This window comes from Flavitalea sp. (assembly GCF_035489435.1).
In the GTDB taxonomy this organism is placed as follows: domain Bacteria; phylum Bacteroidota; class Bacteroidia; order Chitinophagales; family Chitinophagaceae; genus DATHKG01.
The window spans coordinates 1-13,863 of sequence record NZ_DATHKG010000090.1; the positions used below are offsets into that span (position 1 = coordinate 1).

The window sequence follows — 13,863 nt, forward strand, 5'->3', positions numbered from 1 at the left end:
ATCGGCATGTTTTTTTATATCAAGATTTGGCGCAAGTATAGCGCCAATCGGACCCGAGATTGTATTATGATAACTCAGGCCCCCGCTTTTTCTATAAACAGGGCAGGTGTTCATGCATGCGCCACATTTTATACACTTTAACGAGTCTTTGAAATCGGAACGGCCCAACTGGCGGGTTCTTCCGGCATCTACCAGGATCAAATGCATTTCCTGTCCCTCGCGCGGCTTCTTATAGTGGCTTGAATAAATGGTTATTGGCTGACCTGTTGCGCTTCTGGCAAGCAATCTGAGGAAGACACCCAGGTGTTTTTTTTGAGGGATTAATTTTTCGAGGCCCATGGATGCAATTTGCACTTCCGACAAATGCGCCCCCATATCTGCATTGCCTTCGTTAGTGCAAACAACATATTCGCCGGTTTCGGCAACCGCAAAGTTTACGCCTGTAAGCGCAGCACGGCGGCTCAAAAATATATTGCGTAAATGCTTACGCGCAACCCGGGTTAATAAGGTCGGGTCTGATAATCCCTTTTCGGTTCCGAGGTGTTCGTGAAAGAGTTCACCAATTTCTTCTTTCCGTTTATGGATACAGGGTAATACTATGTGACTTGGAGGTTCATTATCAATTTGTTGAATGTATTCTCCAAGATCAGAATTTATTACATCAATACCACGTTCGGCCAGGTATTCATTCAATTGGCATTCCTCTGTAAGCATCGACTTACTCTTTACCATCTGATTGATTTCCTTTGCCTTTAAGATCGAGTATACTATCTCGTTATGTTCTTCCGCACTGTCTGCCCAATGAACTATAATACCGTTCTTAATAAGATTAGATTCAAACTGTAACAGGTAATTATGAAGGTTTGAAATTACATTGTTTTTGATTTCAGACGCAGCTTCACGTAATGACTCCCATTCCGGTATTTGCCTGGAAGCTATGTCACGCTTTTCCCTGATATACCATAGTGCACCATCATGCCAGTCAACGCGTTCTTCATCTTTAATAAAAGCTTCAGCCAATGAGGGATGGTCTTTTTTATCACCTTGCTTCATATTTCCATTCTTCATAATGTCGCATTTAAAATTTCGGCGATGTGTACGATTTTTACTTCACTTTTACTGCGGTGAAGAATTCCTTCCAGGTGCATCAGGCATGAGAGATCTGACGATGTAATATATTCTGCGCCGTTCTTTGTGTGATCTCTTACCCTGTCTTTTCCCATTTTTACCGAAACAGCTTCTTCGGAAACGCAAAACATTCCGCCAAATCCACAACATTCATCAGCACGATCCAATGAGACCTGTTGTAAACCCTTTACCATATCCAATAACCGTTGCGGTTTTGAATATGGTGGTGAATTTAACTCACTCATTTGAGCTAAATGTAACCCACGCAATCCATGACAACTATGATGAAGACTAACCTTATAAGGAAACGTGGCATCCAGTTTCTCAACATTCAGAATATCTGTTAAAAACTCAACCAACTCATAAACTTTATTCCGGATCGTTAAGGCCTGTTCTTCATTTTCATGTGAGTGAAGATGATCTTTGATATGCAGAACACAACTGGCCGAAGGAGCGACGATATAATCAAACCCAGAAAAATTTTCAATAAACAGGTCATTGCATCCCTGCGAAAGATGTTCGAAGCCGGAGTTAGCCATCGGTTGTCCGCAACAAGTTTGTTTGCGGGGATAGGTAACTTCAACCCCTAATTTTTGCAACAATTGTAATGTCGCTTTCCCCGCATCAGGATAGAATTGATTTACATAACAAGGTATAAAAAGTCCAACAGTCATATGGCGTTCTTTAGGTTAAATTTACCTTTTTATATTGGCTCAATTTTTTCATACTCTTCGTGCTTTTTTGTCACCCTTCTTACGGTGACGGCAATAACTGCTATTACCAATGCCAGTACAAACATATATATGTATCCTTTAAAAAAGTTTTGGGTTGATACGGTACTTTTGGAGTTGATGATCTGGTATTCAGGAATTATCCATTGAAAAACATAAGCCTGACCGAGAACAATAAGACAGATAAACAGCAGCATGATGAAACTATGTTTCACTGTAAATCTGAATAGTTCCGATTCTTTCCCAACAAGATTTCCAGCTGCAGCTGCAATTGCTATAGATTGTGGTGAGATCATTTTTCCAATAACACCACCCGACACATTTGCTGCAACAGTTAACACCGGATCTACCCCGATAGATGTGGCTGTAGCAGCCTGCAGTTTGCCGAACAGGGCGTTCGCGGAAGTATCTGAACCTGTGATGAAGACTCCCAGCCAGCCAAGCATCGGGGCAAAGAAAGGGAACAGGAAGCCTGTATTTGCAAGTGCTTCTGCCATGGTGATGGCTATACCGGAGTCGTTTACAATATAGGCAAAGCCTAAAACCGTTGCAATCGTGATAATCGGGAACTTCAGTTGCTTTATTGTCTTCAGAAATATTCTTACTGCATCCGCAAACTTTAAACCAACCAGTGGAATTGAAATGATTGCCGACAGTAAAATAGCTGTTCCCGAAGCAGATAAATAATTGAACTTAAATATGTGTGGAATTGGGTTTCCACTTTTGTCCGTTATTCTATTGTGCAGACCGGGAAATTCAAACTGAATTTGCCCCACTGAATTCAGCACATCTTTTATCGGTTGAACGCCCCAGGCAATGATTATCACTGTCAGAAGCATAAATGGCGACAATGCCCTGAGGATTTGTCCGTTTGTATAACTGATCGTATCCGAAATTGTTGGAACCGCTTCATTCGGAAATCGCCAGGTGTTTTTAGGTTTCCAGTATTTTAGAAAAATAACGAGGGATAAAATCGAACCGATTCCGGCCAGGACATCGGGTAGTGCAGGTCCGAGATAATTTGACGAGAACCACTGGATGATGGCAAAAGAACAACCGGACACCAGGATTGCCGGTAATACTTCTACCGACTTTTTAAACCCGGACATTAAAATGACGAGGTAAAAAGGGAGGATTACGGATAGGATTGGTAACGTTCGTCCTACCATTTGAGAAATTGCCATTTCAGGAATTGAAGTAACCTGTGACGCAACCGTTATCGGGATCCCAACCGCTCCAAAAGCTACAGGCGCGGTGTTGGCGATCAGGCAAATACCGGCTGCGTATAAGGGGTTAAAACCTAATCCGATCAACATTGCCGCAGTAATGGCAACCGGCGCACCAAAACCTGCGGTACCTTCCAAAAAAGAACCGAAGGAAAAAGCAATCAGCAATGCCTGTAATCTTCTGTCGGATGTAAGGGAGGCCATAAAATGCTTTATGACCTCAAATTGCCCGCTTTCTATTGTTATATTAAACAAAAAGACAGCTGTTATTACTATCCAGCAGATGGGAAACAATCCATATAACGCCCCGTTTGCAGTTGACAAGAATGCAAGGTTGACCGGCATACCATATACAAAAATGGCAATGAGTATTGCAATGGCAGTGGCTATTAAACTGGCCTTATACCCCTTCATTTTTTTAATGATCAATGCCCAGAATATGAACAGTATGGGTACCGCTGCCACCAGTGCTGATAAAGCGATATTGTTAAACGGGTCTATTAATTGTTTCCAGTTCATATATGCTCCTCGTTAGTTTAATGTCCAGTATGCCCCTTACTATTTTGAGCGACACCACTTACTTCACCGAAATTGTTATCTGCAGATAGCTTTAAAAATTTCTCAACTGGTTTCAATAACCATTGCACTGTATCATTTTGTTGAGCTGAAGCTGATCCCGTTTGAAGAAAAAATAAAAAGAAAATGATAATTCTGAAGTACATAAGCTATATGTGAATGACCCAACCCCTGGTTGTGGGAAAGCTACTTTTATAGTGATCTACGGAAACTATGATAAGGGGCAATATCCAACTGGCTTTGTGCAAAGCTGTTTAAAAAGAAACGTTTCTTCGAAAATATCATCGTCAGGCATGACATTAATCCGCGGTTCAATAGACATATGCAATCGTTTTCTTGAAGTTGAGATGCTAAATGAAGTCATTATTCGATAGCTAATTTAATTGCAATTAAATAGAATCGGAATTAATTTTTATTAAGAATGCTGATTTACCCCTCACAATTTTTACTCAAAAACGAATAATTCTTTAAAGAAATTAAAAATTAATGACTCTGTTAATCTCTTATTAGCTGTTTTATTAAGCCTGCTGATGCTTTATTGCATGTTCTAAGAACTAATCGATTGCCTGCAATGAAAAAGCTAACGCTGCTTATTTTGCTTGGATGGGCTACAACTTCCATCTTTGCCCAGACCAACTCCAGACCAGGAGCTGATCCGGAAACCAGGACGAACCTGGACTATATAGATCCAACTATTGGCAATATCGGGCAGCTTCTTGAGCCAACCCGGCCTTTAACCCATCTTCCGAACCAGGTTATCAGGTTTACACCACAAAGAAAAGATTACCTCGATCAACAGATCACCAGCTTTCCCTTAACTATTGTGTCGCATCGTCTTGGTCAGGTATTTTCAGTTAAGCCTTCTATTAACCCTCTTAAAAATGAGAACTGGAGAACTCCCATGAGATATGATCGGGATCTTGAGGTGAATCGTCCCTGGTACTATTCCACTTACCTGATTGATGATGATATAACTGTTGAATTTGCACCCGGGAAAAAAGCAGGGTTTCTACATTTCAGTTTTCCCGAAGCAGAGTCCAAAGCCATTTTGTTTGATGTTTATAATAATGGCAAATCAGCTTATGATTTTGTTGGGGATAACATCATCACCGGCATCGAAACCTACCATAATGACATTCCGGTCTATATGTACGGAAAATTTAGCGTCGCCGGCAAAACCCAGATTGATGGCAAACGCGCTTCCATTGTTTTTCCCGGATCAACAAAACAAGTTGATTTCCGGTATGCCATCAGTTTTATCAGTGCTGAGCAGGCTAAGAAAAATTTTACTGATGAGGTCAGCAACATTTCCTTCGCTCAACTTTCGTCTGCCGGTAAGAAAAACTGGGAAACCGTTATGTCCCAGATCCAGGTGGAAGGCGGAACCGAAGCTCAGAAACGATCCTTTTACACGGCTCTTTATCGCTGTTATGAAAGAATGGTGGACATTACCGAAGATGGCCAGTATTACAGTGGATATAATAAAAAGATCGTCAGGGACAGCCGCCCGTTCTATGTGGATGACTGGTCCTGGGATACTTATCTTGCCCATCACCCCCTGAGAACAATTCTGAATCCGGCACAACAGGAAGATATGCTGCAATCTTATGTCCGGATGTATGAACAAAGCGGATGGTTGCCGACTTTCCCGGTATTATTTGGTGATCATGCATGCATGAATGGATTTCATTCTTCCATCGTTTTCCTGGATAGCTACCGGAAGGGGCTCAGGCATTTTGATTTTGAAAAGGCCTATGAAGGCATGAAAAAAAATGCTATTAGCGCCACCATGATCCCATGGCGGAATGGCGAAAAAACATCCCTGGATGATTACTACCTGGCTAATGGTTATTTTCCTGGCCTTGCACCTGGCGAAAAAGAGCCTGTACCGACGGTAGATAAGTTTGAAAAACGACAGGCAGTAGCCGTAACACTAGGCCATAGCTACGATGACTGGGCTGTAGGTCAGCTGGCAAAAGACCTTGATAAGAACGATGATTTTGCAGCTTTTAATAAAAGGAGCAAAAATTTCAGAGCACTTTGGGATAGCAGCATGAAGCTCTTTATGCCCCGTGATGACAAAGGACGATGGATAAAAATCGATCCCAAATTTGATGGCGGACCCGGTGGTCGCGACTATTATGATGAAAACAATGGCTGGACTTATCAATGGGCGGTACAACATGATGTTCAGGGATTAATCTCCCTGATGGGTGATAAAAAAACCTTTGAAAACCGGCTTGACCAGCACTTCAGCGAAGGTCTTGGCCGCTCGAAACATGATTTTTGGAAGACCTTTCCCGATGCTACCGGACTGGTGGGTCAGTTTTCCATGGGTAACGAACCAAGTTTTCATATACCCTACTTGTATAACTACACCGATGCGCCCTGGAAAACACAACAGCGCATACGCAACCTGTTACATGTATGGTTCAAAGACAATGAATTTGGCATTCCTGGTGACGAAGACGGTGGCGGCATGTCGGCCTTTGTGGTGTTTTCATCAATGGGCTTCTATCCCATTACCCCGGGATTGCCTGTGTACACCATCGGCAGCCCGGTGTTTAGCAGTGTGACAATCAACCTGACGAATGGAAAAAAGTTCAGCCTTACAGCCCGTGGAGCTTCTGTTGTAAATAAGTACATACAAAGTGCTAAAATGAATGGGAAAGTGTTGAACACTCCCTGGTTTTCACATGAATTATTGATGGCCGGTGGCCACCTCGAACTACAGATGGGGCCCAGGCCCAATAAGAATTGGGGCATAACTGATAGCAAAAATCAGCACATCATAACTCATTAAGTCCAATCATTTATTTAACTCATTCACTCAAATCATTCATTCGTTCTCATTTACTCAAATCGTTCATTCATTCTCATTCACTAATCAAAACATAACTGCCATGCCAAACCGAATCCTTTTCCCGCCTTAGTTATGATTACCTGTTGAATTCACAGTAATCATTCACTTAATCAATCAAAACATATGAAACGACCATTTAAAGTTTCTGGTACTTTACTCCATTACATTTTGTTACTCATTTGCAGTTTTCCCCTGCTTGTATCTGCGCAACAGCGAACCATTACCGGCAAGGTTGTGGACCAGGCTTCCAACTCTCCGCTGACCGGCGTAACTGTATCAGTAAATGACACGACTTCAAATATTGCCGGTACCATCACGGATAATGATGGAAACTTCCGGATCACAGTCCCTTCTTCAGCACGACAACTGGTCTTTACTTTTGTTGGTAGAAATCCATTGACAGAACTGATCAATGCGCGTTCAGTTATAAACGCAGTTATGACCGCAGCAGACAGCGAACTCACCGGTGTTATAGTGGTGGGATATGGCACGCGTCGCAAAGAAACACTGACAGGTTCGGTGACCAATATTTCCAATAAAGAAATTCAAACCACTACGCACGTAAGTCTTGCGCAAAAATTACAAGGCAAAGTTGCCGGCCTGCAGATCCGCCAGCTGGGTGGTGAGCCAGGCACATTTGATAACATGATAAATATCCGTGGCTTTGGGACACCACTTTATGTTATCGACGGCATAGTACGCGATGGATCGTCAGAATTTCAACGTTTGAACCCTGATGATATTGAAAGCATATCATTTCTCAAAGATGCTTCTGCAGCCATCTATGGCTTCGGTTCTGCAAATGGTGTTGTGATTGTAACCACTAAAAAGGGAAATAAAGGCAGGGCAACATTCAACTATAATGGTGTTGTTGGTTTTCAAACACCCACAGATGTACCAAGAATGGCCAATGCCGCAGAGTGGATTCAAATGCGCAATGATGCCGCTCTCTATGGCACCGGTGCACCATTCGTAACCGATGAGGAAATACAGAAATATATTGATGGTGTGCCCGGATATGAAAGCACCGACTGGTATGATGTTGCTTTGAAGAAAAATGCGTTTCAGCAACAACACGCGCTTTCTGCTTCAGGAGGCAGCGAAAAAACCCAATACTATTTCGGTTTCGCGTATGTAGATGAAGGCAGTTTTTTGAGAAGTAACGATCTTAACTATAAGCGCTATAACTTAAGATCTAACATAACTACTGAACTCACCAAAAATGTAAAAGCAGAAATTTTCATCGGCGGTCGTTATGATAAACGAACCACACCCGGCGACAACTTCTTCAACATATTCAAGGGTACAAGAGTAACCCTTCCGACTGAAACTCCATATGCAAATAACAATCCAATGTATCCTGCTGTAGTTACACCATCTAATCAGAACCCGCTGATATTGTCTGACAGGGATATTACCGGCTATAGCGAAACAGTTAACAGGAATTTACAAACAACTGTAGCGCTGACTTATTCTGTGCCTTTTGTAAGAGGGTTATTCTTAAAAGGGGTCGCAGCTTACGACATGAATAGTTACCAGGGCAAGGATGTTGGAAAACCTTATAAGCTATACACCTATGTAAACGACCAATACATTGTGTCGCCCCAGCGTGTCGGTACTTCTTCGATCTCGAACAACTATGGAAACAGTAACCGGCTTACATTTCAGGCGCAGGCCGACTACAGCACAAAAATTGCTGGTGACCATGCTGTTTCCGGCACATTTGTATACGAGCAAAGACAGGACTGGAGCCGGGATGCGGGCCTGCGTCGTTTGTACGAGTTTTATACCATCGACCAGATCAATGCCGCCAGTGAAAATAATCAGACTAACAACGGATCAGAAGGACAAGCCGCATCTCAATCGATATTGGGGCGTGTAAACTATGACTACAAAGGAAAGTATCTCCTGGAACTTGCGTTTCGTTATATGGGCACCTATTCGTTTCCACCTGAGAGCCGGTGGGGATTTTTTCCAATTGTATCAGCCGGGTGGAGAATTTCAGAAGAGAAGTTCTTACAAGATCTTATACCGGCAATTTCAAACTTAAAGCTCCGGGGATCTTATGGCGAAGTAGGATCATTTGATGGCACCATTCCTTTCCAGTGGATACAGGGATTCACACTTGGCGGTGGTGGAAGATATGAATTCGAAAATGGAAGTTTAACAAACGGCGCTTCTTCGCCGGGTATTGTTAATCCAAACCTTAGCTGGGTCGCAGCAAAAACTGCAGATATCGGAATAGACATCGGCTTATGGCAAAACAAGCTGACGATCGAGTTTGATGTTTACCGTCGCGACCGTGAAGGACTGCTGGCTTACCGGAACCTTTCCCTGCCAAACACATTTGGAGCCTCTCTTCCACAGGAGAACCTGAACAGTGACCGTACACAAGGATATGATTTTACTATCGGTCACAACAACCGGGTTGGCAAATTTCAATATGGCATTTCTGCAAATTTCAATTATGCCCGCACCCAAAACCTCTATGTTGAAAGAGGACCGTTTACAAATAGCTACGATCGCTGGAGAAACGGCACAGCTGACAGGTATAACGATTTAGTATGGTCGTACACATACCTTGGACAATTTCAGAATTCAGAAGAGATCTCCAGCTATCCCATTCAAAATGGTGACCAGGCAAACAGACGGGAACTGCCTGGTGATTTCAAATACCAGGATGTAAATAATGATGGCGTGATTGATGACAAAGATATGCTACCGCTTTTCCTAGGAGCGAATGGAACAAATGATAACCAGAATCCGGCTGGCAAAAATCCAAAGATCAATTACGGGCTTTCATTTAATGTTTCTTACAAAGGCTTCGATGCAAATATACTCTTCCAGGGAGCAGCCATGTATACCGTAAGATTCAATGAAGTGTATGCCGAGGTGCTGGCATTCAGAGGTAATACGCCTGCTTATTTCTACGACAGATGGCACCAGACAGATCCGTTGGATCCAAAAAGTGAATGGATACCAGGTACCTGGCCCGCTTCAAGATTCAACGGCGATGTCGGCAGCATGTATAAAGAAAGTTCTGTCTGGCGTAAGGATGCATCTTATTTAAGATTAAAAAGCGCTGAGTTGGGTTATACTTTCAATCCCAGATTGTACAGCGGTGCCGGGATAAAAAAGATCCGCATATACGCAACAGGATTTAACCTGCTCACCTTTGCTGATTCTTTTGTAAAAGCATTTGATCCTGAAAGACTCGAAGGATTATTTAATGCTGGTTTTAACTATCCGCTTACCAAGACATTCAATTTCGGTGTTAACCTTAACTTTTAAAAAACTGGGTATGAAGAAATATATATGGTTGTGTTGCCTGGCCACTTTCAATTTTGCCGGTTGTAAAAAAATACTTGATCTGCAACCAACAGACAAGATACAGGCAAGTGTAATTTTTGGTGATCCGCAGGGAGTCAAAATCTACATGGCAAATCTGTACTTTCAATTACCGATTGAAGACTTCACATATTTCCGCCAGGGCTTCAATCAGAATGGTGGCGATCCGAACAACGGTGGTTTCTTACCGGCAATGGTAACGGATGAAGCTATGCACACAGAGTTTGGAGACTTTGTTGGTGATAATGATTTTCAATGGTGGGACCAGGGTTACAAGCTGATACGTGATGTGAACCTGCTCATCGATGTTATCCCGACCCTGGATATTGATGCAACGGAAAAAGCTGCCCTGACAGGTGAAAGCTCTTTCATAAAAGCCTTTGCATATTTTGCATTGGCAAAAAGATATGGCGGTGTTCCATTGATGAAGACCTCGCAGGTCTATGAAGGGGACGCTGATGCGCTGAAGGTTCCGAGGAGCACTGAAAAAGAGACATGGGATTATGTATTTGAACTCTGTGATCTTGCTATTCAAAATCTTGGTACTGAAAAAGGCAGGCGTGCTTCAAAATGGACAGCATATGCACTGAAATCCAGGGCCGCTTTGCATGCTGCTTCAATTGCAAAATTCGGCAATCTTGCGCCACTATCCGGCAACGCTGTTACACAGAAACTAGTTGGCCTCGAGGCCTCCGTTGCTAATGCGTACTACAAATTATCTATGGATGCTTCCCAGGCAATCATGACTTCGGGGCAGTATTCATTGTTTCGCCCCACACCAGCAAATCCTACAGAAGCTGCGGAAAACTATCGTATGATTTTTCAGGATCCTAACGGTGCATCTTCGGAAGCAATATTCATCAAAGGTTTTACTCTTCCCGGAAACAACCAGGGACACAATTATGATATCTGGTTTCAGCCCGCACAGGCTGCGAACGGCTGGCCGCATCCAGGTCGTATGAACCCTACTCTTGACCTGGTTGACGTTTATGAAAACTACACAACACCGGGATTGAGTTCACCCGTTGTAACGACCGTTGATGGTAATACCACGGATTATAATGGATACAGTGCCGCAAAAAATTATATCAGGTATGATAATACCAACGACATCTTTAAAGATAAAGATGCAAGATTGTGGGGCACAACCATTTTGCCGGGAACTAACTGGAAGAACACACCCATCATTATCCAGGCAGGATACGTAAAACCCGATGGCTCTGCAGTGATCAGGACCAAAGATCAGATTACCATTGGTACCGAAACTTTTCACACCTATGGCGCTGCTTCAACCAGTCAGTACTCAGGTTTTGACACCTATGGTGGCAACAATACACGCACGGGATTTTCATTCAGAAAATTCATGAATCAATCCGGTCCGATTGTGCCTGGCTGGAACCAAAGCACAACAGATTTTATTGAATTCAGGTATGCAGAGATTCTCCTGAACTACGCAGAGGCCGTTATAGAAAGCGGAACAGGAGATGTTACCACAGCAGCAAAAGCAATGAATGATATTCGCAAACGTGCCGGCCATACAGGAGATATACCTTTAACGAGCGCAAACCTTCAGCGCGAAAGAAGGGTTGAACTTGCTTTTGAAAACAAAAGATTCTGGGATCTGATCCGCAGAAGGGAATATCATTCCCAGTTTAATAACCGCATGATGCACTCCCTTTTGCCTTTACAAGACCTGCGGGCATTGCCGGCTAAGAAATACATATTCGTAAGAGTTAATGTTCCGAATTCGAATCCAAGAACATTCGAACCAAAATCGTATTACCGGTATATTCCAGGCATTGGTTCTAACGGGCTCGTACAAAATCCACAATACTGATAAAAAAAAATGTATGAAAAATATAATGCTGATTTCTTTAATAGTTGTTGTTGCATTTTCATCCTGTAAAAAGGACAACTACGATGGTCCAACCGCGGGCCTCTCAGGTAAATTTATCGATGCAAAAACAGGCGAACTGGTTCAACAGGATATCATCCGCGGAACGCAGATCGAAATGATTGAACATGGCTATGATCCGGTTTCGCCACAATTCCTTATCGTGAAAACAGATGGCACCTACGACAATAGCCTGCTGTTTGCAAATACCTATACCGTGCGCCCTGTCCGCGGAAACTTTATAACACTCGAATCACAAGAGTTGCCTATAACCGGGAAAACAGTGTTGGATTTTACAGTTACTCCTTATATCAGGGTGCTAAGTCCAAAGGTTGAGCGCGTTGGTACAAAGATCATTGCTACCTTTCGTTTAGAACAACAGGTCGTAAATGAAGTACAGAAGATCGGGTTGTATGCACACTCAGACTCGAGGGTGGGCGAACCGATGCGATTACTGGCATCAGAAAAACAGCTTAATGCAGTTTCAAACCCTGCAACAACATATTCCGTTGAAATTGATCTTCCTTCAAACAACACCACATTAAAAACGGGCAATTCTTATTATTTCCGGATTGGCGCATTGATCGGTGTGGGCGAAGCAAAATTAAATTATGCACCGGCCGTGAAGATCGCGATATAGATTTGCAAAGCTTTTATCCAAGTTGAATAGCCCTTCGATTTCAATTACTATTTCATGGAGCGTCTGTCGTTGGCTGCTGCTATCGCCAGCGCCCCTTCATCAAAACTCAGCATTTTGAAAACCATCATATCGGTATTGCTCGCTGTTTTTATCATCACAATAGCCTGCACAAAAAAGACCGGAGTAGACCAAACTCCCGGGGAGCCTGAGACACCCGTTGTACCTGAAGTAGTTTATGACGAAACAGGCTGTCTTTTCAAATCATATAGTAACCTGGTGATGGCGGGATACCAGGGCTGGTTCGCTGCTGAAGGCGACGAATCCCAAAGAGGATGGTATCATTATCAAAACCGGTCCTGTGGTGGATTAGCACCGGGCTGCTCGGGTGTTGACTTCTGGCCGGACATGACGGAATACACAAAAAAATATATATCTCCTTTTAAAAATGCAGATGGTTCCCCCACTTATTTGTATAGTCCGTACGATGAAGAAACAATAGATCTTCATTTTAAATGGATGAAAGATTATGGAATAGATGGCGTGTTTATGCAGCGATTCGTTGTTGAGATAAAAGAATCAAATCCAAAAGGAAAAAGGCATTTCAACAAGGTGCTGGCAAATGCGTTGAAGGCCGCAAAAAAATATGATCGCGCCATTTGTATCATGTATGATCTCAGTGGTTGTACATCTGAGGATGTAGCCTATGTGGAGCAGGATTGGAAAGAACTGCAACAGCTGTTTTCTATATTTGACAACAAACAGCATCCTACTTATATAAGACATAATGGTAAGCCCCTGCTTTCGATATGGGGAATAGGTTTTAATGATAACAGGAAATATACAATCGCCGATGTAGATAAACTTGTATCAAAAATCAAAGGACCAGATAAAAAGATTTCGCTGATGTTGGGTGTGCCTTATTACTGGCGTTCACTAAGTCGTGATACAGAAAATTCCTCATTACTTCATAACCTTATCAAAAAAGGAGACATCGTGATGCCGTGGGCAGTTGGAAGATATAGTAATGATAGTTACAGCAATATAGCCGGTGTTGAATTAGCCGGGGATATTTTATGGGCAAAAAATAATAAAATCGATTATGTGCCGCTGGTGTTTCCCGGTTTTAGCTGGGGAAACCTGAAAAATGATGAAGCCTCTTATAATTCTATTCCAAGACTTCAAGGTGAATTCTTATGGAAGCAGGTAGCCGGCGCCAAACTCGCCGGGGCTCAATCTTTATATGTAGCAATGTTTGATGAGATAGATGAAGGAACGGCTATATACAAATGCGCCAATGAGAAAGACCTACCATTGCATGGTACTAAGAAGTTTATTGGTATTGAAAATGATTTGAGCTCCGATTATTATCTGTGGCTCACGGGTAAAGCTGGTCAATGGTTTCATGGACAAGAAGGTTTTAGTGTTTCCAAACCTGTCAGGTGATGATATTTATCAGC

8 protein-coding genes are annotated in these 13,863 nt (G+C 42.7%); 5 read left to right on the forward strand and 3 right to left on the reverse strand.

What is annotated here, in order from left to right:
* From VK664_RS13535 to VK664_RS13545, 3 genes are all read right to left on the reverse strand, one after another.
* The coding region (locus VK664_RS13535) for a lactate utilization protein B (RefSeq protein WP_461399206.1) at nucleotides 1-1,068 on the reverse strand (1,068 nt) is incomplete at its 3' end.
* Nucleotides 1,065-1,802 carry a (Fe-S)-binding protein gene (locus VK664_RS13540; RefSeq protein WP_461399207.1) on the reverse strand — a complete coding sequence of 246 codons (738 nt, stop codon included), beginning with the start codon at nucleotides 1,800-1,802 and terminating at the stop codon, nucleotides 1,065-1,067. The genes VK664_RS13540 and VK664_RS13535, both read right to left, overlap by 4 nt.
* A 29-nt stretch (nucleotides 1,803-1,831) precedes the next feature.
* Nucleotides 1,832-3,604 carry an L-lactate permease gene (locus VK664_RS13545; RefSeq protein WP_461399208.1) on the reverse strand — a complete coding sequence of 591 codons (1,773 nt, stop codon included), beginning with the start codon at nucleotides 3,602-3,604 and terminating at the stop codon, nucleotides 1,832-1,834.
* A gap of 628 nt (nucleotides 3,605-4,232) precedes the next feature.
* On the opposite strand from VK664_RS13545, the gene VK664_RS13550 reads away from it, so the two are divergent.
* The 5 genes from VK664_RS13550 to VK664_RS13570 all read left to right on the forward strand — a co-directional run bounded on the left by VK664_RS13550 (nucleotide 4,233) and on the right by VK664_RS13570 (nucleotide 13,849).
* Nucleotides 4,233-6,464 (forward strand): GH92 family glycosyl hydrolase, encoded by a 2,232-nt coding sequence (locus VK664_RS13550; protein ID WP_461399209.1) that lies wholly within the window; start codon nucleotides 4,233-4,235, stop codon nucleotides 6,462-6,464.
* Nucleotides 6,465-6,647: 183 nt separating this feature from the next.
* Nucleotides 6,648-9,815 carry a SusC/RagA family TonB-linked outer membrane protein gene (locus tag VK664_RS13555; RefSeq protein ID WP_461399210.1) on the forward strand — a complete coding sequence of 1,056 codons (3,168 nt, stop codon included), beginning with the start codon at nucleotides 6,648-6,650 and terminating at the stop codon, nucleotides 9,813-9,815.
* A gap of 10 nt (nucleotides 9,816-9,825) precedes the next feature.
* Entirely contained in the window at nucleotides 9,826-11,709 is a 1,884-nt protein-coding gene (locus tag VK664_RS13560; RefSeq protein ID WP_461399211.1) for a RagB/SusD family nutrient uptake outer membrane protein, read from the forward strand.
* A gap of 13 nt (nucleotides 11,710-11,722) precedes the next feature.
* Nucleotides 11,723-12,406, forward strand: coding sequence for a DUF3823 domain-containing protein (locus VK664_RS13565; RefSeq protein ID WP_461399212.1), 684 nt, complete (start codon nucleotides 11,723-11,725; stop codon nucleotides 12,404-12,406).
* Between the two features lie 54 nt (nucleotides 12,407-12,460).
* Nucleotides 12,461-13,849 (forward strand): glycoside hydrolase family 71/99-like protein, encoded by a 1,389-nt coding sequence (locus VK664_RS13570; RefSeq protein WP_461399213.1) that lies wholly within the window; start codon nucleotides 12,461-12,463, stop codon nucleotides 13,847-13,849.
* Nucleotides 13,850-13,863: the final 14 nt, after the last annotated feature.

Coding starts and splice junctions, on each gene's coding strand:
- VK664_RS13555 (WP_461399210.1), top strand. CDS start 6,648: ATGAAACGACCATTTAAAGTTTCTGGTACTTTACTCCATTACATTTTG.
- VK664_RS13550 (WP_461399209.1), top strand. CDS start 4,233: ATGAAAAAGCTAACGCTGCTTATTTTGCTTGGATGGGCTACAACTTCC.
- VK664_RS13565 (WP_461399212.1), top strand. CDS start 11,723: ATGAAAAATATAATGCTGATTTCTTTAATAGTTGTTGTTGCATTTTCA.
- VK664_RS13540 (WP_461399207.1), bottom strand. CDS start 1,802: ATGACTGTTGGACTTTTTATACCTTGTTATGTAAATCAATTCTATCCT.
- VK664_RS13545 (WP_461399208.1), bottom strand. CDS start 3,604: ATGAACTGGAAACAATTAATAGACCCGTTTAACAATATCGCTTTATCA.
- VK664_RS13560 (WP_461399211.1), top strand. CDS start 9,826: ATGAAGAAATATATATGGTTGTGTTGCCTGGCCACTTTCAATTTTGCC.
- VK664_RS13570 (WP_461399213.1), top strand. CDS start 12,461: ATGGAGCGTCTGTCGTTGGCTGCTGCTATCGCCAGCGCCCCTTCATCA.